This is a genomic window from Variovorax flavidus (genome assembly GCF_030317145.1).
Taxonomy (GTDB): Bacteria; Pseudomonadota; Gammaproteobacteria; order Burkholderiales; family Burkholderiaceae_C; genus Variovorax; species Variovorax flavidus.
The window spans coordinates 174401-197538 of sequence record NZ_JASZYE010000002.1; the positions used below are offsets into that span (position 1 = coordinate 174401).

The 23138-nt window shown below is 67.8% G+C and carries 22 protein-coding genes; 8 read left to right on the forward strand and 14 right to left on the reverse strand.

The genetic code is table 11. The annotated features are described in order from the left end of the window. Window positions 1–84: 84 nt before the first annotated feature. The 6 genes from QTH90_RS11450 to gtdA all read right to left on the reverse strand — a co-directional run bounded on the left by QTH90_RS11450 (window position 85) and on the right by gtdA (window position 6721). A complete protein-coding gene (locus QTH90_RS11450; protein WP_286664673.1) occupies window positions 85–1431 on the reverse strand; it encodes an FAD-dependent oxidoreductase in 1347 nt (448 codons plus the stop codon). Window positions 1432–1554: 123 nt separating this feature from the next. Further along, window positions 1555–2532, reverse strand: a complete 978-nt coding sequence (locus QTH90_RS11455) for a Bug family tripartite tricarboxylate transporter substrate binding protein (RefSeq protein WP_286664674.1) — start codon at window positions 2530–2532, stop codon at window positions 1555–1557. A gap of 72 nt (window positions 2533–2604) precedes the next feature. After that, window positions 2605–3588, reverse strand: a complete 984-nt coding sequence (locus tag QTH90_RS11460) for a Bug family tripartite tricarboxylate transporter substrate binding protein (RefSeq protein ID WP_286664675.1) — start codon at window positions 3586–3588, stop codon at window positions 2605–2607. 40 nt (window positions 3589–3628) lie between these two features. Further along, a complete protein-coding gene (locus tag QTH90_RS11465) occupies window positions 3629–4849 on the reverse strand; it encodes a 3-hydroxybenzoate 6-monooxygenase (protein ID WP_286664676.1) in 1221 nt (406 codons plus the stop codon). A gap of 22 nt (window positions 4850–4871) precedes the next feature. Further along, window positions 4872–5576 carry a fumarylacetoacetate hydrolase family protein gene (locus QTH90_RS11470; RefSeq protein ID WP_286664677.1) on the reverse strand — a complete coding sequence of 235 codons (705 nt, stop codon included), beginning with the start codon at window positions 5574–5576 and terminating at the stop codon, window positions 4872–4874. 74 nt (window positions 5577–5650) lie between these two features. Continuing rightward, window positions 5651–6721, reverse strand: coding sequence for a gentisate 1,2-dioxygenase (gene gtdA, locus QTH90_RS11475; protein ID WP_286664678.1), 1071 nt, complete (start codon window positions 6719–6721; stop codon window positions 5651–5653). 135 nt (window positions 6722–6856) lie between these two features. On the opposite strand from gtdA, the gene QTH90_RS11480 reads away from it, so the two are divergent. Then, complete coding sequence (locus QTH90_RS11480) at window positions 6857–7771, forward strand: LysR family transcriptional regulator (protein WP_286664679.1); 915 nt, start codon at window positions 6857–6859, stop codon at window positions 7769–7771. Window positions 7772–7814: 43 nt separating this feature from the next. Further along, complete coding sequence (locus QTH90_RS11485) at window positions 7815–8261, forward strand: acyl-CoA thioesterase (protein ID WP_286600135.1); 447 nt, start codon at window positions 7815–7817, stop codon at window positions 8259–8261. 20 nt (window positions 8262–8281) lie between these two features. Here the strand turns inward: QTH90_RS11485 and QTH90_RS11490 are convergent, their stop codons facing one another. Beyond that, window positions 8282–10324, reverse strand: a complete 2043-nt coding sequence (locus QTH90_RS11490) for a S9 family peptidase (protein ID WP_286664680.1) — start codon at window positions 10322–10324, stop codon at window positions 8282–8284. Window positions 10325–10416: 92 nt separating this feature from the next. Between QTH90_RS11490 and QTH90_RS11495 the strand changes: the two genes are divergently transcribed. Together QTH90_RS11495 and QTH90_RS11500 are read left to right on the forward strand one after the other, a co-directional pair. Continuing rightward, window positions 10417–11073 (forward strand): response regulator, encoded by a 657-nt coding sequence (locus QTH90_RS11495; protein ID WP_286665403.1) that lies wholly within the window; start codon window positions 10417–10419, stop codon window positions 11071–11073. Window positions 11074–11078: 5 nt separating this feature from the next. Then, window positions 11079–12164, forward strand: coding sequence for a GNAT family N-acetyltransferase (locus QTH90_RS11500; RefSeq protein WP_286665404.1), 1086 nt, complete (start codon window positions 11079–11081; stop codon window positions 12162–12164). On the opposite strand, the gene fahA is transcribed toward QTH90_RS11500, so the two are convergent. The 5 genes from fahA to QTH90_RS11525 are packed head-to-tail and all read right to left on the reverse strand — an operon-like array spanning window position 12136 to window position 17600. Then, complete coding sequence (gene fahA / locus QTH90_RS11505) at window positions 12136–13419, reverse strand: fumarylacetoacetase (RefSeq protein ID WP_286664681.1); 1284 nt, start codon at window positions 13417–13419, stop codon at window positions 12136–12138. The genes QTH90_RS11500 and fahA overlap by 29 nt on opposite strands. Beyond that, entirely contained in the window at window positions 13416–14717 is a 1302-nt protein-coding gene (hmgA, locus tag QTH90_RS11510; RefSeq protein ID WP_286664682.1) for a homogentisate 1,2-dioxygenase, read from the reverse strand. Before hmgA ends, fahA begins: the two co-directional genes overlap by 4 nt. Window positions 14718–14737: 20 nt before the next feature. After that, window positions 14738–14929 (reverse strand): DUF2783 domain-containing protein, encoded by a 192-nt coding sequence (locus QTH90_RS11515; protein WP_286664683.1) that lies wholly within the window; start codon window positions 14927–14929, stop codon window positions 14738–14740. Window positions 14930–14933: 4 nt separating this feature from the next. Next, window positions 14934–16619 (reverse strand): FAD-dependent oxidoreductase, encoded by a 1686-nt coding sequence (locus QTH90_RS11520; protein WP_286664684.1) that lies wholly within the window; start codon window positions 16617–16619, stop codon window positions 14934–14936. Between the two features lie 21 nt (window positions 16620–16640). Then, entirely contained in the window at window positions 16641–17600 is a 960-nt protein-coding gene (locus QTH90_RS11525; RefSeq protein WP_286664685.1) for an MBL fold metallo-hydrolase, read from the reverse strand. A 119-nt stretch (window positions 17601–17719) separates the two neighbouring features. On the opposite strand from QTH90_RS11525, the gene QTH90_RS11530 reads away from it, so the two are divergent. The 4 genes from QTH90_RS11530 to QTH90_RS11545 all read left to right on the forward strand — a co-directional run bounded on the left by QTH90_RS11530 (window position 17720) and on the right by QTH90_RS11545 (window position 21946). Then, window positions 17720–18550 carry an IclR family transcriptional regulator gene (locus QTH90_RS11530; RefSeq protein ID WP_286664686.1) on the forward strand — a complete coding sequence of 277 codons (831 nt, stop codon included), beginning with the start codon at window positions 17720–17722 and terminating at the stop codon, window positions 18548–18550. Window positions 18551–18630: 80 nt separating this feature from the next. Next, window positions 18631–19203: a DUF3304 domain-containing protein gene (locus tag QTH90_RS11535; RefSeq protein ID WP_286664687.1), complete on the forward strand. Its 573-nt coding sequence runs from the start codon at window positions 18631–18633 to the stop codon at window positions 19201–19203. A gap of 169 nt (window positions 19204–19372) precedes the next feature. Continuing rightward, window positions 19373–19984 carry a DUF3304 domain-containing protein gene (locus tag QTH90_RS11540; protein WP_286664688.1) on the forward strand — a complete coding sequence of 204 codons (612 nt, stop codon included), beginning with the start codon at window positions 19373–19375 and terminating at the stop codon, window positions 19982–19984. 9 nt (window positions 19985–19993) lie between these two features. Further along, on the forward strand, window positions 19994–21946 hold the full coding sequence (locus tag QTH90_RS11545) for a T6SS phospholipase effector Tle1-like catalytic domain-containing protein (RefSeq protein WP_286664689.1): 1953 nt from the start codon (window positions 19994–19996) through the stop codon (window positions 21944–21946). A 24-nt stretch (window positions 21947–21970) separates the two neighbouring features. On the opposite strand, the gene QTH90_RS11550 is transcribed toward QTH90_RS11545, so the two are convergent. Next, a complete protein-coding gene (locus tag QTH90_RS11550; protein ID WP_286664690.1) occupies window positions 21971–22456 on the reverse strand; it encodes a GFA family protein in 486 nt (161 codons plus the stop codon). Between the two features lie 13 nt (window positions 22457–22469). Then, window positions 22470–23117: a LysE family translocator gene (locus QTH90_RS11555; protein WP_286664691.1), complete on the reverse strand. Its 648-nt coding sequence runs from the start codon at window positions 23115–23117 to the stop codon at window positions 22470–22472. Window positions 23118–23138 lie beyond the last annotated feature (21 nt).

Here is a 23138-nt window from a genome sequence, read left to right on the forward strand (position 1 = left end):
AACGGTCGCAGGCAGCTGGGAGAGCCTGCAACGATAGCAAAGAGACAGCCGCGGCGCTGTCCCGCGGCTGTCACCCGGCCGAAATCAGCGGTCGAGGTCGGCGCCGTCGGCAGCCAGCTTCCGCTGGAGCGTCGGCACGTCGACCGCGGCAAAGCTGCCGCTGCCCAGCGTCGCCGCGGCGGTGCCTGCGGCCTGCCCCATCACGAAGCAGCCACCGCTCGCCCGCGCCGCGGACTGGCCCTCATGCGTCATCGACGCGCAGCGGCCGGCCACCAGCAGGTTGTCGACGCCGCGCGGCACCAGCATGCGCCAGGGCAGCTGGTTGTAGGTGCGCTGGTCGTCGCGCGGGAAAGCCCATTCGATCTTGCCCGCCGCATGCATCTCCATCGGCCAGGCATTGATCCCGATGCTGTCGTCGAAACGGGCGGACGAAAGAATGTCCTCGCCCGTCAGCGCATAGAGGCCTTCGATGCGCCGCGTCTCGCGGATGCCGACCTGCGGCGCGATCTCGACGATCGCCGATTGCTCGAAGCCCGGCACCTCCGCCTTGAGAAAGCGGAAGTACTCGCCGATCTGCCGGCGGCCCTCGATCTCGCCGTCGCTGAGCTGGCGCGCGTCGACGCCGTTCATCGCGCCGCCCTCGGCATTGCGGATCTGCGTGACGTTGGCGCGCCATTCGCGCGGATCGATCTGCGGCCGCAGGATCGCGCCCTCGCGCGGGAAGCGGTAGGCCTCCGGATCGCGCTCACGCGCCTTCGCCATCAGGTCGTTGATGGCCTTGAACTCGCCCACCGCCGCCAGCGCGCGCGGCGCATCGACATGGCCGACGCGGAACATGGTCGACGGAAACAGCCCGCTGCCGTGCCCGTCGCCGACCGCGAAAGGCACGCCCGCAAAGGCCGCGACATCGGCATCGCCGCTGCCGTCGATGAAGGCGTTCGCGCGGATCGCCTGGCGGCCCGACTTCGTCTCCACCACCAGCGCCGCGATGCGGCTGCCATCCATGACGACGGCTGCAGCAAACGCGTGGAACAGCAGGTCCACGCCCGCATCGAGCAGCAACTGGTCGGCCGCGCACTTGTAGACCGAGGTGTCGTAGGAACGCACACGGATGCGCCCTTGCATGCCGTCCTGCGGCTTGTTCAGCCCGCCCAGCGCGTCGATGCGCGCAAGCAGGTCGTCCGCGACGCCATGCACGAGTTGCGTCATCTCGCCATTGCGCTTGCCGTACAGGCCGGCAAAGTTGGTGACACCACCGGCCGTACCCATGCCGCCGAGAAAGCCGTAGCGCTCCACCAGCAGCGTGCGCGCGCCATGGCGCGCCGCGCTCACGCTGGCCGCGATGCCTGCAGGCCCGCCACCAACCACGACGACGTCGTACTCGCCAAAGACCGGCAGATCACGCGCCGGTTCACGAAGGATCGAATTCATATCAACGGTTCCAAGGAACCCTGCCCTTCGGAAAACACCGCGGAACCGGCTCAGCCGGGCCGCCGGTGTTGCCCCCGGCAGGGGGGAGGCGGCTACACGAAGTGAGCAAGCCTGGGGGGCGAGCTACTGCAGTTTGATGCCGTTCGTGGAAATGATCTTGCTCATGATCGCCGACTCTTCCTTGACGCGCGCACGCATCCCGTCCGGCGAAGTCCCCACCGCCTGCCAGCCTTGCTCGAACAGCTTCTGGCGCACTTCCGGCGACTTCATGATGACTGCGAGTTCCTTCGAGATGCGGTCCTGCGCGGTCTTCGAGAGGTTCGCGGGGCCGAGCAGCGCCGTCCACACCTCGAGGCTGAAATCGCGCACACCGGCATCCGACAGCGGCGCGACGTCCGGCGCCAGCGTGCTGCGGCCGCTCGTGAGGCCGACGGCCTTGACCTTGCCTGCCTTGATCTGCGGCAGCGCCACGCCCGGCGGAATGAGCGCCATCTGGATCTGGTTGCCGATCAGGTCGGTCATCACCTGCGGATTGCCCTGGTAGGGCACGTGCTCGGCCTTCAGGCCCGGCACGCGGCTCTTGAGCAGTTCCATGCCCAGGTGGCCGACCGAGCCGACGCCCACGGAGCCGTAGCTCCACTTGTCGCCGCCCTTGCGCGCGGCGTCGAAGAAGGCCGCGCCGGTGGGCAAGCTGCTTTGCGACACCAGCACCAGCGGCGCCGTGGCGATCAGCGACAGGTAGGTGAAGTCCTTCGCCGGGTCGTAGGGCAGCTTGGGGTACAGCATCTTCGACGAGGTCAGGTTGCCGTTGATGACGATCCCGATGGTGTGATCGTCCGTCGCCTTGGCCACCTGATCGGCCGCGATGTTGCCGGACGCGCCCGGCTTGTTGTCGACCACCACCGGCTGGCCGAGGGCCTTGGCCAACGGCTCGGCGATGGTGCGCGCGGCGATGTCGGGCGTCGACCCGCCGGGGAAGCCGACGATGAGCCGCACGGGCTTGGTGGGCCATGCGGCGCCTTGCGCCGAAGCGGCGAGTGGCAACGAGCCCGCGGCCAATCCGCAGGCGGCAATCAGGAGAGCTCTCTTGGAGGCGTGCATAAAAAAGTAATACAGGAAAAGGCAGATAAGGAAACGAAGGATAAGCCCCGCCTGTAACAAGACGTCAAAGGATCAATCCAGACTGATGTTGCCCCGGCGCACCAGCTCGCCATAAATCTTCGACTTGGCCTCGGCATTGCGCTCGATCTCTTCCGGCGACCACGCCAGCGGCTCGAACGCGAAGGTGTCGAAGCGCGCACGGATCTCGGGATCGGCGATGACCTTGGCGACGTCGGCATTGATCCGCGCCTTGATGGCGGGCGACACGCCCTTGGGCGTGAGCAGCGACACGAAGGAGTTGACTTCCAGGCTGGCCGGGCCGCCCGCCTCGGCCATGGTGGGCACGTCCGGCATCTGCGGAATGCGCTTGGGCGCCGCGATGGCGATGTAGCGCAGCTTGCCTGCCTTGTAGATGCCCTGGCTCGACGGAATGCTCGCGAAGCTCCATTGCACCTCGCCCGAACCGACGTTGGCGAACAGCTGCGACACCTCGCGATAGGGCACGTGCTGCATGTGCGTGCCGGTCAGCGCTTCGAGCTGCTGCCCGCCGAGATGGCCCGGGCTGCCGACGCCCCACGAGCCGTAGCTGACCTGGCCCGCCTTCTCCTTCGCCGAGGCGATGAGGTCCGTCATGTTCTTCCACTTCGAGTCCGTCGGCACCGCGACGAAGAAGGGCGTGCGGAAGAGCGACGCCACCGGATCGAAGTGCTGCAAGGTCACGAAGTTCCGCGACTTGTAGAGATGCGGCAGGGCCGCGATGTGCTCGCTGTCGAGCTGCAGCAGCGTGTAGCCATCGGGCGCCGCGCGGCGCACCTGCTCGATGGCGATGAAGCCGCCGCCGCCCGGCTTGTTGTCCACCAGCACGCGCTGATTCCACAGCCGGCCCAGCTTGTCCGAAACCAGGCGCAGCACCGCGTCGGGCCCGCTGCCGGCGGCGAAGGGCGTGACGATGGTGACGGGCTTGCTCGGGAAGTCGGCGGCCGGCGATTGCGCGGAGGCGGTCGCGGCCAGGAGTGCCGCGGCGGTGCCGGCAATCAGCGAAAGGATGGATTTCATGAAGGGCTTGTCTCCAGTGGTTGGATGGGGATGCGAAGTATCAGGCGGTTGGCGGGCGCGCGTCGGCCAGGCACTGCTCGGGGTTCCACGCATAAAGCCACTCGACCGCGTCGTAGAAACGCTCCGGCGAGCGACCGGTCCAGAGGCTGTTGCGGACCAGCCGCTCGACCCCCTTCGCGTGATAGAGGCGGCCCATCTCGCGCACCGACAGCACGACCCGCGCCGTCCGTGGAATGCGGGCCGCGGCATACAGCTGGAAGGCGGCCGGCAGGTCGAAATCGCAGGCCTCGACAGCCTTGCCCAGCGTCACCGCATCCTCCAGCGCCATGCAGGCGCCTTGCGCGAGGTACTGCATCATCGGATGGGCCGCGTCGCCCAGCAGCGTGGCGGGGCCTGCGCTCCAGTTCGCCACCGGGTCGCGGTCGGCGGTGCTCCAGCGGCGCCACGAGGTCGGCCGGTCCAGCAACTGGCGTGGCCGTGCGTGCACGCCCTCGAAGTACGACAGCACCTCCTTCTTGCTGCCGTCGCTCACGCCCCACTCTTCGCGGTCGCGGCTGTGGAAGGTCACGACCAGGTTGTATTGCTCGCCGTGGCGCAGCGGGTAGTGCACGAGGTGGCAGTTGGGGCCGGCCCAGACCACGGGCGCATTCCAGCGCAGGTCCTCCGGCATGTCGGCGGCCGGCACCACGGCGCGGTACACCACGTGGCCCGACACGCGCGGCGCGTCGCCGATCAGCTTCGAGCGGACCACCGACTTGACGCCGTCGCAGCCGACGATGGCATCCGCGCTGAAGCGCCGGCCATCGCGCGTGACGGCGGTCACGCCGCGCGCACCGATATCCAGCGCTTCCACCTGCGCCGAGGTGTGGAAGCGGATCAGCGGATGATCCTTGACCGCCTCGTGGATCGCGCCGTGCAGGTCGGCGCGATGGCTCACCGCATAGGGATTGCGAAAGCGCGCGCGGAAGGCCTCGCCGACGGGCACCGAAGCGACCTCGCTGCAATCGACGGCGTCCATCATCACGAGCCGGTCGGTGAAGACAGACCCGCGCCGCACCGCCTCGCCGACGCCCAGCGCATCCAGCGCCGCGAAGGCATTGGGCCCGAGCTGCAGGCCGGCGCCGATCTCGCCGATGGCGGCGCTCTGCTCCAGTAGGTCGACCGAGATGCCGAGCCGTGCGAGCGCCAGCGCGGCGGCCATGCCGCCGATGCCGCCGCCCACCAGCAGCACGGTGGGTTTTGCGTTGGATGTCGTGCTCATGGTCTTGCCTCCAGGGGAGCTGTCAGTCGACGCGTACGGAAATCGACTCCAGCCCGTCGATGCGCACGCTCATCGTCTGGCCGCTTTTCACCGCGCCGACGCCTTCGGGCGTGCCGGTGAAGATCAGGTCGCCGGGCTGCAGCGCGAACAACGTCGACAGGTTGGCGATGACTTCGCTCACCGACCAGATCAGGTTGCGGATGTTGCTCTTCTGGCGGACTTCGCCGTCGACTTCGAGCACGATCTCGCCATCCTGCATCTCGCCCATCGCCGAGCGCGGACGCACCACGCCGACCGGCGCGGAGAAGTCGAAGGCCTTGCCGATCTCCCACGGACGGCCTTGCTCGCGCATCTTCATCTGCAGGTCGCGGCGGGTCATGTCGAGGCCGACCGCATAGCCGTAGATGTGACTCGCGGCGTCATCGACCGCGATGTCGCGGCCGCCCTTGCCGATCAAGACGACCAGTTCGGCCTCGTAGTGGTAGTTGGCGGTCTGCCCCGGGTAGGGAATGCTCGCGGCCTTGCCCGCAGGCACCGGCACGATCGAGGCGTCGTCGTTCGGCTTGCAGAAGAAGAAGGGCGGCTCGCGGTCGGGATCGAAGCCCATCTCGCGGGCATGTGCCGCATAGTTGCGGCCCACGCAGTAGACGCGGCGAACGGGGAACAGGTCGGCCGAGCCGGCCACGGGCAGGCCGACGACGGCCGGAGGGGAAACGACGAAAGACATGAGGACTCCTGCCGCGGCATGCGGCACATTGATCAAGAAAAACAGGAGGGCGGCCCGCCAGCGGCGGCGACCGTTCAACCCTCGTTGAGAAAGGCTTCGCGCAGCACGCCCATGGCCTGTTGCACCGGGCGGTCCGAGAAACTGAACAGCACCGTCTCTTCGCTCGCCGACAGGCGCAGCGGCGCCCACGACGGGACCACGAAGGTGTCGCGCGGCCCGAAGGCAAAGCGCTTTCCGGCGATCTCCGCGACGCCACGGCCTTCGACCACGCTGTAGATGGCGCCATCGGTCGCACGGTGCGTCTTGCCGGCGAAGCCTGCGGGGAGCAGTTGCAGGTGGGTGCCGATGGTCGGCATCGGCGAGCCGCCCGTCAGCGGGTTGATGTAGCGCAGCTTGTGGCCGAGCCAGGCGTCGGGCGCTTCCTGCTTCTGCAACTGGGTGAGCGCCTCGCGGCTGCGCGCATAGGGGTAGTTGAAGATCGGCGAGGTCGGCGTGCTGTGGTCGTGCCGCACGGGCACCATGTTGTGGCCAAAGCGCGCCAGGCTGTGGCCTTCGGGCCGCGCAACGTGCTGGACCTTCGCGTCGTCGTTCTCGGCGAAGCCGGCATCGAAGAAGCGCAGCATCGGGATGTCGAGGCCATCGAGCCACACCACCGGCTCGCTCACGCCCTCGATGCCCTCGTTGCCATGGTCATGCCAGGCCCAGGACGGCGTGATGATGAAGTCGCCAGGGTACATGGTGGTGCGCTCGCCTGCCACCGTGGTGTAGGCGCCCTTGCCGTCGACGATGAAGCGCAGCGCGGACTGCACGTGGCGGTGCGAGGGCGCGACTTCGCCCGGCATGATGAGCTGCAGCCCGGCGTAGAGCGACTGCGTGATCGACGAGCGGCCCGGGATGGCCGGGTTCTCCAGCACCAGCACGCGGCGCACGGCCTCCTCGGCGGTGATGAGCTCGGCCGACTCCATCAGCAGCGGACGGATCTCGTCGTAGCGCCACAGCGCCGGCACGCAGGGCGTCTGGGGCTCGCGCGGCACCAGGGCGTGGAGCGATTCCCACAGCGGGGTGAGATTCAGCGGGCGAATGCGCTCGTAGTAGGCGCGGCGTTCGGCGGCGTCGGTGCGCGCGGCTTGCGGGGCGGTGCTCATGGGGCTTGTCTCCTGGCGGTGGGCCGCCGATGAGACAGATTGTTGGACGACCCCACTATTTGTTCAAGACCTGCATCCAATACCTGGAATATCGTTTTTCGATAATGGGGTCTGCCGCATTCCCGGGAAGTCTCCATGTCCAAGCTCGATCTCGAATGGCTCGCCGTGTTCGACGAGGTCTACAAGACCGCCAGCGTCTCCAAGGCGGCCGACCGCCTCGGCATGGCGCAGGCGGCGGCCAGCACCATGCTGAACAAGCTGCGCGCGCATTTCGACGACCGGCTGTTCGCCCGCACCGCGCAGGGCATGCAGCCCACGCCCTACGCCCAGCGTCTGGTCGTCCACGTGCGCGAGGTGCTCCTGCAACTCGACCAGGCGCGCGGCAGCCGCGGCGGCTTCGATCCGGGCGAGGCGCGGCGCAACTTCCGCATCTGCATGACCGACATCAGCGAGGTGGTGCTGCTGCCGGGCCTGCTCGACCACCTGCGGCGCGTGGCGCCGGGCGTGCACATCGAGACCGAGATCATCTCGACCGACAGCGGCCGCCGGCTGGAAGACGGCGAGGTCGACCTGGCGGTGGGCTTCATGCCGCAGCTCGACGCGGGCTTCTACCAGCAGACACTCTTCATGCAGAACTTCGTCTGCCTGGTGGCACAGAACCATCCCCGCATCGGCGCCCGGCTCACGCGCAAGCGCTTCGAGGCCGAGGCGCATGCGGTGATCTCGTCCTCGGGCACCGGCCACGCCATCGTCGACAAGACGATCACGCGGCTGGGGATCGAGCGCGACGTGGTGGCTCGGCTGTCGAGCTTCCTGAGCGTGGCGCGCATCGTGGCGCAGACCGAGCTGATCGTGATCGTGCCGCGCATCCTCGGCGAGGTGCTGGCGACGCAGGAGCCGGTCCGGCTGCTGGATACGCCCTTCACGCTGCCGCCCTACGCCGTCAAGCAGCATTGGCACGAGCGCTTCCATGCGGACGCGGGCAATGCCTGGCTGCGGCGCACCGTGGCGCAACTCTTTGGGCCAAAGAGCGCCGCGGCGCTCGCATAATCGGCAAGGGCGCCCTCCGATCAACTCCACGCCCAGGCACCTCATGTCCTCTATCACCTTGCGCTTTCTTGCCGAACCCAGCACCGTCAATTTCGGGGGCAAGGTCCACGGCGGCACCGTCATGAAGTGGATCGACGAAGCCGGCTACGCCTGCGCGACCAGCTGGTCCAAGCGCTACTGCGTGACGGTCTTCATCGGCAGCATCCGCTTCCACCGCCCGATCATGATCGGCGACCTCGTCGAGGTCGAGGCCCGGCTCGCCTACACCGGCAACAGCAGCATGAACATCTCCGTCGAGGTGCGCAGCGGCGACATGAAGGGTGGCGAGATGCAGAAGACCACCGAATGCCTGGTCGTCTTCGTCTCGGTCGATTCGCACGGGCGCTCGCTGCCGGTCGATGCCTTCACGCCCGGCACGCCGGGGGAAATGGCGCTGGCCGAAAGGGCGCGCCAGCACCTGGAAGCCTCGCGGGCGGCAGCAGGAACTTAGCGGCGCGTGCTCCGCCGCCCTCACCGCGGCATCAACTGATAGAAATCAAAGCCGTTGCTGCGCCCGCCCAGGCAGCTCGCCAGCGTGTCTTCCACCTCCCGCCACAGCGCGAGCCGGTTGCGCCACTTGCGCACGTTGTGGCCTTCGTCCGCGAAAGTCATGTACTGCACCGGCCGGCCGAGCCGCCGCAGTTCGGCCACCACGTCGTCGGAATCCTGGCGCAGCACGCGAATGTCGTTGCTGCCGTGGATCACCAGCAGCGGCGCCGTGATGCGGTCGATCTGCGAGATCGGCGAGTTGGCGAGCATCTCCGCCCGCTCGGCGGGGTTGCCGACATCGCCGTAGGTCATCGCGAAGAAGTGCCGGTTGCGCCAGAACGGCGGCCAGTTCTCGATCACGCGCGGCCAGTTGGCGACGCCCACCACATCGATGCCGCAGCGGTAGTCGTGCCGCTTCTGGATCAGCTGCGCCAGCACCGAGAAGCCGCCGAAGCTGACGCCGAAGACTGCCATGCGCTTCGGGTCGGCAATGCCCTGGTCGACGGCCCATTGCGCGGCCTCGGCGATGTCGCCCTGCATGCGCCCGTTGTATTCGTGCGCGCCGGCCAGCATGAAGGCGCGGCCGTAGCCGGCCGAGCCGCGGTAGTTGACGTGCAGCACCGCATAGCCGCGATTGGCGAGCATCTGCGTGTTGGTGAAGCCGGCGGCCTGCCAGCGGTCGCGTCCCCAGGGCCCGCCATGGATGTCGATGACCAGCGGCGCCGGGCCTTTCACCCCGCGCGGTCGCACCACGTAGCCGTGCACCGTGAGGCCGTCCGACGCCTTGAAGGCGAACGGCTCCACCGGCGAGAACAGCCCGGGGTCGGGCCTGCGCGGCGGGGTCAGGCGGGTGAGCTGCTGCGTGTCGCGGTCGAGCAGCATCTCCACCGCTTCGTCCCCGGTCACGGCGCGCAGCACCATTTGCCGTGAATCCTCGGCCACGCTCGACGGCCGCGTGAGCACGGGCTCGCTGTCGAGCCAGCCGCGGCTGCGCGCGGTCCGAACCGCCTGGGCCACCTCGGCGCCGAGCGCGGCATCGAGGTAGATGAAGCGCGGCATCCCGGGCTCCATGGCATAGGCGTAGGGCGCGCCCTGCATCGGCGGGTACTGGGCGTTGTCGAGATCGACCTCGCCGTCCTCGGCCAGCACGCGCTCGCTGCCGCTGGCCAGGTCGACTTCCACCAGCACGGCCTTGTCGCGGCCGATGTTGGTCATGGCCCAGACCTTGCCGTTGGCCAGATCGATGCGCTGCGGCCAGAAGAGGTCGAAAGCCTTCACGGTCCGCAGCACGCGCCAGCTGCCGTCGGCATTCTTCAGCTCGATCGCGACGTCGGAACCGTCGGCGTTGCCGAGCTGGCGGGTGCGGCCGGCGAGCTGGCGGTCGGTGCCGATCAGCCAGGCGAGCACATGGCCCTCGCCCTCGCTGCGCGCAACCTCGCGCACGGTGCGCGTCGCGGCGTCGCCCTCGAACAGACCCATGCTCGCGCGGTCGCGGCGATTGGCGGTGAAGAAGAAGCGCGCGCTGCCCGCCGCACCACGCGCCACGTAGGTCGAGCGCACGCCGGGCCAGGGCGTCACGGCCCAGGGACGGGCGTCCGGCTGTTCGCTGTCGACCACGAAGATCTGCGTGTTCTCGTCGCCGGAGAAGTCCTTGACGTAGGCGACATGGCGGCTGTCGGCCAGCCATGAATACGTGGGGCCTGACCGTGCGAGGGTGCCGGTCGCAAAGGTCCTGACGCCGGCGCCGCCGGTCGAGGCAGCGTCGGCCGCGGGGCGCACCGCCAGCCCGATGTCGGTGCCCACGACCTGCACCCAGAGCAGCTTCCTCGCATCGGGCGACAGCGCATGGCCGTCGACGTAGTCCACGTTCGCGACGAAGCGCCGCAGCGGCACCAGGGGCGGCAGTTCGCCCTGCTGCTGCGCCGCGGCGAGCGCCAGATCGGTGGGGGCAGTGCCGCAGGCGCCGAGCGCCAACACTGCCGACAAGGCCATCCCCACGGCCATCCAACGCGATGCCAAGCCCATGACTGTCTCCCTCTCCAAGTCGGTGTTGTTCCGGAAATTGTGGGGGAGGCAACCTTGGGCAAAGCCAAAGGTTGGCCATGCACAATCGCCGCGTGCACATCCTGCTGATCGAAGACGACCTCGACCTGGGCCGCGCCTTGCAGGCCGCGCTGAAGGTCGACGGCCTCAGCAGCGAGTGGCGCCGGCGGGCCGCCGACGCGCCGCGCGAACTCGACGGCAGCGTCTTCGATTGCGTGCTGCTCGATCTCTCCTTGCCCGACGGCAGCGGGTTCGACCTGCTCAGGCGTTGGCGGCGCGAGGGCTCGCTGCTGCCAGTGATCGTGATCACCGCACGCTCCGCGGTCGAGGACCGTCTGGCCGGGCTCGATGGCGGTGCGGACGATTTCGTCATCAAGCCCTTTGCCACGGTGGAGCTGATCTCGCGCATCCGCGCCGTGCTGCGCCGCTCGGCGCGGCAGGCCAGCGAAGTCTGGAGCCTTGGCGCGCTGGCGATCGAGCCTCGCCGGCATCGCGCCTCGCTGCACGGCGTGCCGCTGGACCTGTCGCCGCGCGAATTCCGGCTGCTCCTGGAGCTGGCGCGCGAGCCGGGCTCGGTGGTCGCCAAGGGCGTTCTCGCGAAGAAGCTCGAACCGCTCGGCGAGCCGCTGGACTTTGCGGCGATCGAGGTCCACGTGTCGAACCTGCGCCGCAAGATCGGCGGCGAGCGGGTGCACACGGTGCGCGGCGTGGGCTACATGCTCGCGTCGTGAACGAGATGCCGCACCAGCCGATCGACATCGTCCCCTTCGACCCCCATCACGCGACGGCGGCGCAATGGGCGGCGTATCACGCATACCGGAGGATCCGCGCCGAGGAGGACATCCCGGGCGAGCCGATCCTGGCCGATGCCGATTTCGAGCACCACCTGCGCCGACGCCGTCCGATGGACGAATCGCGCAGGGTGATCGCACTGCATGACGACCGGGTGGTCGGCAACCTGCTGCTCGACTTCCGCCGCGAAGGGACGCCCGACTACGAAAGCTTCGCGCCCTTCGTCGGCGCAGGTGGCGGCGTGATGCAGCCGTACCGCCGGCAGGGTATCGCCACTGCCTTGCTCGGCGCGTTGCTGGCCTTCATGCAGGCGCATGGCAAGCGCACGGCGACACTCGGCGCCGCCGGCCCTGATGCCCACGCATTCCTGCAGGCGCTGGGCGCCACGGAGAAACACAGCGCGGTCGAGAATCGCCTCCCGTTCGACGGGCTGGACTGGAACGCTCTCGACCGCTGGCAGGCCGACGCGACTTCAGGGCCGGGCGCGCACCTGCGCTGGGAGATCCATGCCGGGCGCGTGCCGCTCGACCGCCTCGCGAGCCTGATGGCGCCGTTCACCGTTCTGATCGGCGACATCCCGTTGGGTGCGCTCGACCTTCCGGCCATTCGCTACGAACTCCCGGCACACGTGAGCTGGTACGAGGAAATGGATCGCAGCGGCGGAGAGCATCTGGTGGTGATGCTGCTCGACGGCGATGAAGTGGCGGCCGTCTGCAATGCCCATTGGGAGCAGCGCTTTCCGGACCGCGTGTTCCAGGCCCTCACCGCCGTGGCGCGCCCCTGGCGTGGCAAGGGGCTCGCCAAGGGCGTGAAGGCGGCGATGCTGAAGCTGGTGCGCCAGCGTCATCCGGAGGTCCGGATGATCGTCACGCACAACGCCGAAGCGAACGCGCCGATCCTGTCGATCAACCGACGGCTCGGCTTCGCGATCCATCGCCAGACCGTCAGCTACCAGATCGACCGCGAGAGCCTGCGAAGGAGGCTCGACGAGCCGGGCCGGATCAGGCTGCCGCCAGCACCGTTCCGCTGACTTCCCCGAGGCCGATGCGCACGGCGCCCGCACGCTCGCAGTAGCCGCGCAGGCTCAGGGTGTCGCCGTCTTCCAGGAAGGTGCGGCGCTCGCCGTTGGGCAGCGTGATCGCGTGCTTGCCGCCCAGCGTCAATTCGAGCAACGAACCCGCTTCGTCAGGCTTCGGGCCCGACAGCGTGCCGGAGCCGAGCAGGTCGCCCGGCTGCAGGTTGCAGCCGTTCACCGTGTGGTGCGCGACCAGCTGCGCGGCAGTCCAGTAGGCGGCCTGCGTGGTGTTGCCGCGCGTGAGGCGCACGGCGCCCTCGCCGGCTTCGCGCATCTTCGCGGTCTGCAGCCACACCTCCAGCGTGATGTCGAGCGCGCCGGCCTCGCGGTTGGCGGGCGAGTCGAGGTAGGGCAAGGGCTGGGGGTCGCCCGCCGGCCGCTCGAACTTCGCGCGGAAGGGCGCGAGTGCTTCCATCGTCACGATCCAGGGCGACAGCGTGGTCGTGAAGCTCTTCGAGAGAAAGGGGCCGAGCGGCTGGTATTCCCAGGCCTGCAGGTCGCGCGCGGACCAGTCGTTGAGCAGCGTCACGCCGAACAGGTGCTGCTCGGCATTGCCGATGGCGATCGGCTCACCGAGCGCATTGCCCTGGCCGACGACGAAGCCCAGCTCCAGCTCGTAGTCGAGCCGCTTCGAGGGACCGAAGGTCGGCGCCTCCGCCGCATCGGAACCCGGCGTCTTGGTCTGGCCCTGCGGGCGCTTGAAGCGCTGGCCGCTCACGCCGATCGACGACGCGCGGCCGTGGTAGCCGATGGGCACCCACTTGTAGTTCGGCATCAGCGGCTGGTCCGGGCGGAACAGCTTGCCGACGGTGGTGGCGTGGTGGATGCCCGTGTAGAAGTCGGTGTAGTCGCCGATGCGGCAGGGCACGGTCAGCTCGACGGCCGACTGCGCGAGCAGGGCCTTGCTCCAGGCGGCCTGCTTCGGGCTGCCTTCGCGCAGGCCCTCGGAGATGGCGGTGCGCAGCGCCTGCCGCTCGGCCGCGCCATGCGCCAGCAGCACGTTCATGTCGTCGGTGTCGACGACGCCCGCCGCCTTCAGGTCGAGCACCTGGTCGCCGATCGCGACGCCGATGCGGAAGCCTTCGCTGCCGCCGGCAGGCCGGAAGCGCCCGAAAGGCAGGTTCTGGATCGGGAAGTCGCAGCCGGCTTCGTTGGCCGAGGCCACCCAGCTGCGGAGCTTCGCGTCGTGCGTTGCGTTCAATGTGTTCATGGCTTGTACTTGTCTTGAAGGCCGGCCCAGCAGTCGGCGTAGTTCTGGTCGAGCGCGGGGCTTTGCATCGCGAACTCGGTGGGGATGAAGCGGTAGCGGCTCTCGAACATGAAAGCCAGCGTGTTGTCGAGCTTCTGCGGCTTCAGGTCGCTGTGGCTCGCCTTCTCGAAGGCTTCCTCGTCGGGGCCGTGCGGCACCATGCAGTTGTGCAGGCTGGCGCCGCCCGGCTTGAAGCCGCCGGGCTTCGCGTCGTACTCGCCGTAGACCAGGCCCATGAACTCGCTCATGAGGTTGCGGTGGTACCACGGCGGACGGAAGGTGTCCTCCATCACCAGCCAGCGCGGCGGGAAGATCACGAAGTCGCAGTTGGCCGTGCCGGGCGTGTCGCTCGGCGAGGTGAGCACGGTGAAGATCGACGGGTCCGGATGGTCGAAGCTGATCGAGCCGATGGTCATGAAGTGCGCCGTGTCGTACTTCACCGGCGCGAGGTTGCCGTGCCACGCAACGACGTTGAAGGGCGATTGCTTCGTCGGCGCCGACCAGAAGCGGCCACCCGATTTCTTGATGAGTTCGTAGCCGACGCTCGCGTCCTCGAAGGCCGCGACCGGCGCCTGGAAATCGCGCGCATTCGCGAGGCCGTTCGAGCCGATCGGGCCCAGCTCCGGCAGACGGAACTGCGCGCCGTAGTTCTCACAGAGGTAGCCACGCGACAGGCCGTCGGGCAACGCCACCTTGAAGACGACGCCACGCGGCACCAGCGCGATCTCGCCGGGCTTGACGTCGAGCACGCCCATCTCGGTGGTGATGACCAGCCGGCCCTGCTGCGGGACGAACAGCATCTCGCCATCGGCGTTGACGACGGCGCGGCGCTCCATCGAGCGGCTCGCAACATAGACGTGCGCAGCCAGGCCCGTCTGCGCCTCGGCGTCGCCATTGGCGGCCAGCGTGTGGACACCGTCGATGAAATCGACGTCCGCGTTCTCCAGCGGAATCGGCGCCCAGCGCAGCGGCTCGGGCGGCAGCGCGATCTCGCGGTTGGCGCCGGTGGTCCACTGCGCCTGCGCGTAGGGCTTGTAGCGGCCGGAGACCACCGAGGGCTGGCGACGGTACATCCAGGTGCGGCGGTTCTCGTGGCGCGGCGCCGTGAAGGCCGTGCCGGAGATCAGCTCCGGATACAGGTCGAAAGGCGCGCGCTGCGGGCTGTTGCGGCCCTGCGGCAGGGCGCCGGGAACGGCCTCCGTGGCGTACTCGTTGCCGAATCCGCTCTGGTAGCGGAGATCGGCGGATGCTTGGGTCATGGTGTCCTCTCTCTTGAAATTCAGCGGGATGGCGCGGCGGCCTCGAAGGCCTGGCGCAGCACGGCGGTCGAGCCGATGTGGTTGGCCAGCACGAGCACGAGGCGCGCATTGAAGGCGTGGCTCTCCTCGGTCGACAAGCCCTGGTGCGCTTCGATCAGCGCCTCGTAGAAGTCATCGGGCGCATCGATATTCGGGGTGGTGATCAGTTCCATCGCTCTATGCCTTTGCGAGCGCACGGTCGCGCGCGGTGCGCACGGCCTCGGGGGTGGGGTTCCGCCAGCGCGCGCACACGTGCTGGTCGGGGCGCAGCAGGTAGACGGTGCCGGGCCGGGCGTCGTAGCGCTGCGCTGCCAGCTCGCCCTCGCCGGTGGCGGCGACGCGCACGATGTGCAGCGGCGCGTCGGCTTGCGCCAGCGCCTGGAGGCTGCGCTCCGCGGCCTCGCCTTCACCGAAGACCACGGCGGTGAAGCGCGTGGGCGTTTCGGAGGACGACTCGGGGCACAACTCGCGCAGCAGCCAGCCGGTGCCGCCACGGGCGCACACGACGGGCGCATCGGCGGCCGGGGCGCCGGGCACCATCGGGCCCGCGAAGGCGTCGACGTCGGCCGTGTTCAGCGGCGAGCCGTGCAGCGTGCTCGGCACCGACAGGCGCCCGCTGTTCACCAGCGCACGCGCGAAGGCATGGCGCTTGGACAGCTCCAGCACCGCATCGCGGAACAGGCGGCTCACATCGCTCTTGGGCGTGATGAAGTCGGTGGCGCGGGTCGAGTTGCGGATGTTCTCGTCGGCCGCGTACTCGCGTTCGCTGGCATAGCTGTCGAGCAGCGCGTCCGGCGCTTCGCGCTGGACCACGGCGGCGAGCTTCCACGCGAGGTTGTCGGCGTCCTGCACGCCGGAGTTCGCACCGCGCGCGCCGAAGGGCGACACGCCGTGCGCCGAGTCGCCCGCGAACAGCACGCGCCCGTGGCGGAAATGCTCCATGCGCTGGCAGGCAAAGGTGTAGACGCTGGCCCAGCCGATCTGGAACTGCACCTTCTCCTGGCCGATGCTGTCGAGCAGCGCGCGCACGCGCGGGATGATGTTCTCGTGCTTGCGCTCTTCCACCGGATCGGCGTCCCAGCCGAGCTGGAAGTCGACGCGCCACATGCCGTCGGCCTGCTTGTGCAGCAGCGCGCTTTGCCTGGGATGGAAAGGCGGGTCGAACCAGAAGCGGCGCTCGGTGGGCAGGTCGGCGTCCATCGTCACGTCGGCGATCAGGAAGCGATCGCGGAACACGCGGCCCTTGGCCTCCTGGCCGAGCAGTTGCCGCATGTTGGAGCGCGAGCCGTCGCAGGCCGCCACGTACTCGCCGGCGAGCTGGTAATTGCCTTCCGGCGTCTCGATGGTGAGCAGCGCGTGGTCCGCGGCCTGCTCGACGCCGACCACCTTGTTGTTCCAGCGCAGGTCGATCAGCGGCAGTTCCGCCGCGCGCTGCGAGAGGTAGCCCTCGACGTAGTACTGCTGCAGGTTGATGAAGGCGGGCCGTTCGTGCCCGGTCTCGGGCAGCAGGTCGAAGCGATAGACCTGCTCGTCCCGGAAGAACACCTTGCCGACGTGCCAGGACACGCCCTTCGCGACCATGCGGTCGGCGCAGCCGAGGCGGTCGAACACCTCCAGCGTGCGCTTGGAGAAGCAGATGGCGCGCGAGCCGGTCGAGAGCGTGCAGTCGTTGTCGAGCAGCACGACGGGGATCTGCCGCTGCGCGAGGTCGATGGCGAGCGCGAGGCCCACGGGGCCCGCGCCGACCACCACGACCGGGTGGCGAACCGGCGATGCGGCGTCCTGGTCCGCGTGGCGGCGGTAGTCGAAGCGCAGCGACTGGTAGTCGATTGGCGCAGCAGTGCCTGATGCGAGTGCGTCCACGGTGCTCGTCTCCAGCCAGGGCTAGCCTTCGAGGGCCTTCCACATCTCGATGTCGCGCTGTGCCGTCCAGATGCGCGGGTCGGCATGGCCCGAGGCTTCGTCGTACGCGCGGCTCACGTCGAAAGGCATGCAGTGGTCGAAGATGACCCACTGGCTGTACTTGGGCTTGAGCCTGGCGTAGGTGTCCTTGTAGACCGCGTTCAGGTCGCGGCCCGCCTTCACGCCTTCCTGCACGCTGCTGTAGACGTCGGCGATGAAGCTGCGCGTGCCGGCCAGGCCCTTGGCGACTTCCTCGGGCGTCGTCAGCGCGGCGCCGCGGCCGGGCACCAGCGCCTTGGGCTGCAGGGCGGCGATGTTGTCCAGCGTTTGCGGCCAGTCCTGGAAGTAGGCGTCGCCGGCATAGGGCGTGGCGTCGAACTCGACCAGGTCGCCCGAGAGCAGCGTGCGCTCCTGCGGCAGCCAGACGACGGTGTCGCCCTTGGTGTGGCCGCGGCCGAGTTGGATCAGCTGCACTTCGAGCTTGCCGAGCCACAGCGTCATCTTGCCGCTGAAGGTCATGGTGGGCCAGGTGAGCCCCGGCGGCACGGTCTCGACGTTCTGGAACAGCCGCGGGAAGCGGCCGATCTCGCTCGCCTTGTCCTGCTCGCCGCGCTCGACGATGAGGTCGCGCGTGTCCTGGCTGGCAATGATGTGCTCCGGCTTGTAGCCAGCGGCGCCCAGCACGCGCACCGCGTGGTAGTGCGTCAGCACCACGTACTTGATGGGCTTGTCGGTCACCTCGCGGATGCGGCGCACCACGTCGGCCGCCATGGCGGGCGTGGCCTGGGTGTCGGCCACCAGCACGCAGTCGTCGCCAATCACGATGCCCGTGTTGGGGTCGCCCTCGGCCGTGTAGGCCCAGGCGTGCTCGGAAATCTGGCTGAAGGTGATCTTCTTTTCTTCCAGGTCGGCCTGGCTGGCGAACTTCTTGGTCTCTGACATCGTGGGTCTCCTTGATTTGTCTAAGGTGAACGAATTCGCATGGAACGAATGGACGGAGTGTAATTCGCGGATTGGATAATGTCTAATGTCTTCTGCATGAACGAACGACGGGCAAGGCCATGAGCACTGACAGCGACCGCGCGCAACGCGGCATCCAGAGCATCGAAGTCGGCGGGCAGCTGCTGCGCGCCCTGGTGCACCACGGCCGGCCGATGGCCCTGAAGGACCTGGCGCGCGAGGCCGAGATGTCCCCCGCCAAGGCGCATCCCTACATGGTCAGCTTCGGCCGCCTCGGGCTGATCGAGCAGGACCGCACCAGCGGCCACTATCTGCTTGGACCGCTTGCCTTGCAACTGGGTTTGATCAGCCTGCAGCAGGCCAATCCGGTGCACGTCGCGACGCCGCTGATCGCGGAACTGGCGCAGCAGATCGGCCAGACGGTGGCCATCGCCGTCTGGGGCGACCGGGGCGCGACCATCGTGCGCATCGCCGAATCGCCGGCGCCGCTGCACGTGAACATGCGGCACGGCACGGTGTTCTCGCTGACCAATACGGCATCCGGGCGGCTCTTCGGCGCCTATCTGGATGCTTCGGTGGTCAGGCAGTTGCTGGAAGAGGAGCGGCAGCGCGAGCAGAAGGGTGCCGCCGCCCTGGCGCCGCAGCGCGGCATGCCGCCGGTGCGGCCGCTACCGGGCTGGAAGGATTTCGAGGCGCAATTGCACGAGGTGCGTGCGCACGGGCTGAGCCGCTCTGAAGGCGAGATCCTGCCGGGCGTGAGCGCGATGTCGGCACCGGCGTTCGATCACACGGGCGCCATCGTGCTGGCCATCACCGCGATCGGGCCGGCCGCGATCTTCGACACGCAATGGGACGGCGAGATTGCGCGCGCGCTCAAGGCTTGCGCGGGTCAGGTGTCGCAGCGGCTGGGGGCCGTGCCTTCAGGGCCTTGAGGTGTCGCCGCGGCCATCCGCGTCGGCTGCCGAACTCGCTCGTGGCGCGTACACACAATAAATACTCAAAAAGGGAGCTCATGAAAAACTCATCATTCCGGCCATTCACTTTGGCCGTCGTTAAACGCTTGCTCTGGGGCTTGCTTCTTGGCTGCCTGCTCGCAAGCTGCGCGGCGCCCGGCGATTTCGGGGACTTCAGCTCCACCAGCAAGTCCGGCGTCAAGAAATCCGGGGTCGCCATCGTCGGCGTCAATCATTCGCAGACTGACATCGCCTACTTCGGACTCGCCACCGGCGGTGGGGGTGGATACGTAGACAAGCGCTGGCCAAGTTCCGGTACGAGTTGTTGCGCGGTCATTCCCGACATCTGGACTCCGGGCCTAGATGTTCGGGTCGATTGGCAGCCAAGCCTTCAGGAAGAGCGCTCGAAGCGCATTGCCATCGAGCGCTACGAAAAGATCGGCACCGTCTACGTCCATTTCTTCGACAACGACGAAATAAAGATCGTGGTCGCCAATGTCGGCGCGGAACATCCCGATCATCCGATTACATGGATTCCGCTGCCCTGCGAACGAAGCTTCAAACCTTCTGACGATGGGCGCCTGCTCTACGAACCCGGCGTCAATTGCCCTCCAAGGGCAACCCGGCAGTGAGAGGTACGTTGGCCTCGGGACAGCCGCGCATGACGCGGGGTTTTCGGCCGTACCGACACCTTCAGAGGACGGGAGGACATCAGCGGAAATAGCGATTCACAACTCCAGAGAGTGAAAGCGCGCGACAAGCCGCGCCCACTCGACATAGCGGCGCACAGCGTTTCGTCGCGTGCTCGCGCTGACAACAAATATTCAAAAAGGGAAGCTCATGAAAAACTCACCATTCCGGCCATTCACCATGGCCGTCGTACGACGCCTGCTCTGGACCTTGCTCCTTGGCTGCCTGCTCGCAAGCTGCGCGGCGCCCGGCGATTTCGGGGACTTCAGTTCCACCAGCAAGTCCGGCGTCAAGAAATCCGGGGTCGCCATCGTCGGCGTCAATCATTCGCAGACTGACATCGCCTACTTCGGGCTCGCCACCGGCGGTGGCGGTGGATACGTGGACAAGCGCTGGCCAAGTTCCGGTACGAGTTGTTGCGCAGTCATTCCCGACATCTGGACCCCAGGCCTGGATGTCCGGGTCGATTGGAAGCCAAGCCTTCAGGAAGAGCGCTCGAAGCGCGTTCCCATCGAGCGCTACGAAAAGATCGGCACCGTCTACGTCCATTTCTTCGACAACAACGAAATAAGGATCGTCGTCGCCAATGTGGGGGCAATCAATGCGGAGCATCCAATTCCATGGGTTCCGCTGCCCTGTGAGGGCACGTTCAGGGCCGGGGACGATGGCCGCGAGATCTTTCAACCCGGGGTCAATTGCCCCCAAAGGGCAACCCGGCAGTGAGAGGTGGACATGAAGAACTCACCGCTCAAAGCCCCCTATCCAGTTGCCGAATTCATGGAGCTTTCGATCGAAGAGACGCTGAGTTGCGCGCTCACGACGAACGCAGACTTCTTCGATGAAGGCGACACGTCCTCACCGGCACCTTGCGACACCACGTTGCGGGTCACCCTGTTCTTTGATGGCACCAACAACAACGAGCGGAGAGACCGCCCACACCGAAGTCACAGCAACATCGTCAAGCTGTTCGACGTGCACAAGGACGATAAGGCCCTGGAAGGCGTCTTCAAGATCTACGTCCCCGGCGTAGGCACCCGCTTCCCCGAGATCGGCGAACTGCGCGAGGAGCCCATGGGCAAGGCCGCCGGCAAGGGCGGTCAGGCGCGCATCCTGTTCGGATTGCTGCAGGTGTACAACGCCGTCCACCGCGCGGTCTACGGTGACGACCGACCCATGCTCGACGGCGACGCGATCAAGGCGCTGCTGCTGCGCTACGTCCGCGAGGTGACCTACGGTGAGAGGGTGGACGGCAGCGCGCCTCCGCTCGTCTCGCGAGCGGAGTGGTTCGACGCGCTGGGCCGCGAGTTGCGCGACAAGCTGCACAAGGCGATACGCTGGAAGCGCCAGCCCAGGATCCGCCAGCTCGTCATCTCGGTGTTCGGCTTCAGCCGCGGTGCGGTGCAGGCGCGGGCCTTTTGCCACTGGTTCGCCGATGCGGCCGCCGGGGGTTACTTCGCAGGCATTCCGGCCGCCATCCGGTTCGTCGGCCTGTTCGACTCGGTGGCCTCGGTGGGGCTGGCCGACTCGGCCCGACTGACCACGCCGCTGTGGTTCGCAGACGGGCATTTCGACTGGGCCGCCGAAGTGCGCAAGCCGCTGCCCTCGATGGTGGGGAAGGTCGTGCACTACGTGGCGGGCCACGAGCAGCGGATGAACTTCCCCTTGACGCTGGTGCGCGGCGGCGAGGAACTGGAAGAAGTGATCTTCCCCGGCGTGCACAGCGATGTCGGCGGAGGCTATGGTCCCGGTGCGCAGGGCCGCAGCCCGCAGCCGGCCGATCTGCTGTCGCAGATTCCGCTGCTGCACATGTACAAGGCAGCCCTTCTCGCTGGCGTGCCGATGCAGGCTTTCTCCGAGATCCAGAAGAGGCCTGAAATCGCCGCCAACTTTCAGGTCAGCCAACGACTCGCCGAGGCCTGGGACAGCTACATGCGCCTCGTCGGCTTCAATGCCGACGGCCAGCACGTCGCGGAAGGAGACTACGGCGCGCTCGTGCGCCTGCACATGGGGCCCTACTACCGTCTGCGCGGCTTGCAACTCAGGCTCAGGTCCTTCGAGCAGGAAGCGGCCTTCCAGGCCGCCAGCGCCCAGGAGCAGGAAGACCTGTCCAGCTACAACCAACTGCTGCTCGGCGACGTGCGAATGGCGGTCTTGCGCAGAAAGCAAGACGCGAGCGGCAAGCCCTCGGGGTGGGACCCGACGTTTGGCGAGGTGGGCAACCAGTTTCCGAAGTTGCTGCTGCGCGGATGGCTGCCGCTGTCGGAATGGGAGCAGTGGGCCCTGAAGTGTGCGGACGAACCGCGCTTCGAGGCAAACCAGGGCGAGTTGCTGGCCGCCTATGTCCACGATTCGCTCGCAGGGTTCTACCTGGCCTACCCCACCACCTGCGCCGACAAAGCAGCGCTGATAAGGCAGGTGCAGGCCAAGCAGGCAGAGGGAAAGGCGCTCAATCCCGTGGAAGCGCGCATTGCGGCTGCAATGGCGCGCGAACCGGAGTTGGCGCAGGAGGTTCGCGAGGGCAGCGACACGGAGGATCTTCCCCCTGCTTCCCGCAACCGCCTGGATGCAGTGTTTCCGGTGCTGAGCGACGCCGATGCACGCTACTTGCGCCAGACCGCGATCCTCACCCAGACGGCAACCGCGCGAGAAGGGGGAGGTTATCTGCGGGCCCGCAAGGTGTTTTGAGCCTTCGGGCGGCGCTTCGCTGTGTCAACTGCGATGTGAGTCGCGTCCGCGCAGCGCCTTGAGCCGCTCGATGCTCTCGGCCGGCCAGTACTCCGACCGGCTGTAGTACTCCTCTACCGCCGGCATGCCCGGCGGTATTACCACCCACGGCTGCTTCGACGCGGTGAAGATGTGGATGTCAGGCGGCAACGCGTCGGGCGCGTCCAGCGTGCCGACGCGGACGAACTTCACCGCTTCGCCGGCACCTGCGTAGTGGCTCCAGAGCGCGACATGGCACCGCGGGCAGCGCGCGATCTTCTGGCCCTTGCCGCTCAGCGACGGCGTATCGACCAGGTCGACCTCGCCTTGCAGCAGCTCCACCCGGTCGCTCTCGATCATTGCGTTGAGCGCGAACGAAGTGCCGCTTTCGCGCTGGCACCAGCGGCAGTGGCAGCAATTCACGAAGAGCGGCTTCGTCGCCATGCGGTAGCGCACGGCGCGGCAGGTGCATCCTCCTTCGATCGGGAACATCGCAGGTCTCCTTTCAGACGCGATGGGCGGACGCCAGGAGTCGAAGCCCCAATGACACCATCACGGCACCGGCCACCCGGTCGGCCCACGCCTTGTATCGGAGGTAGGTCTGCTGCGGCCCCCTGGAGGACAGGGCCAGCGCCACCAGCACGTACCAACTGGTTTCGAGCACGAGGACCACTGCCACGATGCCCAGGCCGAAGGCCAGGGACGGCGAAGCCGGCATGAAGGCCGCGAACACGCTGGCGTAGACGATGGCCGTCTTGGGATTGCTCAGCTGCGTGGCGAGGCCGAGGAGGAACGAGCGGCCCGCCACGCGATGCCCGCCGCGCTCGCCGCCCTCCCCGGACGGCGACGCCATCGACAGCGGCTGGCGCGCGCCCAGCCAGATCCGCACGCCGAGGTAGGCCAGGTAAAGGCCCCCCGCGATCTTGAGGACGATGAAGAGCGTGGGGACAGCCAGCAGCAGCGCCTGCAAGCCGGCCAGCGCCGCGAGCGCGAAGCAGGCGCCGCCCACCCCCATGCCGAAGGCGGCAGCCACGCCTTCCGTGCGCGACAGCGACACCGCCGTGCGCGCGACCATCACGAAGCTCGGGCCGGGACTCACCACGCCGACGGCCAGCGCGCCGGCGATGCCCAGCAGAGGGAGCAACTGGTTCAACTTTCTCTCCTTGCCCCTGGA

What these genes read in the sequence shown, in the direction of transcription:
- QTH90_RS11500 (WP_286665404.1), top strand. Translation starts at nt 11,079, where the DNA reads ATGCCGCACCAGCCGATCGACATCGTCCCCTTCGACCCCCATCACGCG.
- QTH90_RS11490 (WP_286664680.1), bottom strand. Translation starts at nt 10,324, where the DNA reads ATGGGCTTGGCATCGCGTTGGATGGCCGTGGGGATGGCCTTGTCGGCA.
- QTH90_RS11480 (WP_286664679.1), top strand. Translation starts at nt 6,857, where the DNA reads ATGTCCAAGCTCGATCTCGAATGGCTCGCCGTGTTCGACGAGGTCTAC.
- QTH90_RS11545 (WP_286664689.1), top strand. Translation starts at nt 19,994, where the DNA reads ATGAAGAACTCACCGCTCAAAGCCCCCTATCCAGTTGCCGAATTCATG.
- QTH90_RS11525 (WP_286664685.1), bottom strand. Translation starts at nt 17,600, where the DNA reads ATGTCAGAGACCAAGAAGTTCGCCAGCCAGGCCGACCTGGAAGAAAAG.
- QTH90_RS11460 (WP_286664675.1), bottom strand. Translation starts at nt 3,588, where the DNA reads ATGAAATCCATCCTTTCGCTGATTGCCGGCACCGCCGCGGCACTCCTG.
- QTH90_RS11515 (WP_286664683.1), bottom strand. Translation starts at nt 14,929, where the DNA reads ATGGAACTGATCACCACCCCGAATATCGATGCGCCCGATGACTTCTAC.
- QTH90_RS11485 (WP_286600135.1), top strand. Translation starts at nt 7,815, where the DNA reads ATGTCCTCTATCACCTTGCGCTTTCTTGCCGAACCCAGCACCGTCAAT.
- QTH90_RS11455 (WP_286664674.1), bottom strand. Translation starts at nt 2,532, where the DNA reads ATGCACGCCTCCAAGAGAGCTCTCCTGATTGCCGCCTGCGGATTGGCC.
- hmgA (WP_286664682.1), bottom strand. Translation starts at nt 14,717, where the DNA reads ATGACCCAAGCATCCGCCGATCTCCGCTACCAGAGCGGATTCGGCAAC.
- QTH90_RS11535 (WP_286664687.1), top strand. Translation starts at nt 18,631, where the DNA reads ATGAAAAACTCATCATTCCGGCCATTCACTTTGGCCGTCGTTAAACGC.
- QTH90_RS11465 (WP_286664676.1), bottom strand. Translation starts at nt 4,849, where the DNA reads ATGAGCACGACATCCAACGCAAAACCCACCGTGCTGCTGGTGGGCGGC.
- QTH90_RS11470 (WP_286664677.1), bottom strand. Translation starts at nt 5,576, where the DNA reads ATGTCTTTCGTCGTTTCCCCTCCGGCCGTCGTCGGCCTGCCCGTGGCC.
- QTH90_RS11550 (WP_286664690.1), bottom strand. Translation starts at nt 22,456, where the DNA reads ATGTTCCCGATCGAAGGAGGATGCACCTGCCGCGCCGTGCGCTACCGC.
- fahA (WP_286664681.1), bottom strand. Translation starts at nt 13,419, where the DNA reads ATGAACACATTGAACGCAACGCACGACGCGAAGCTCCGCAGCTGGGTG.
- gtdA (WP_286664678.1), bottom strand. Translation starts at nt 6,721, where the DNA reads ATGAGCACCGCCCCGCAAGCCGCGCGCACCGACGCCGCCGAACGCCGC.
- QTH90_RS11530 (WP_286664686.1), top strand. Translation starts at nt 17,720, where the DNA reads ATGAGCACTGACAGCGACCGCGCGCAACGCGGCATCCAGAGCATCGAA.
- QTH90_RS11450 (WP_286664673.1), bottom strand. Translation starts at nt 1,431, where the DNA reads ATGAATTCGATCCTTCGTGAACCGGCGCGTGATCTGCCGGTCTTTGGC.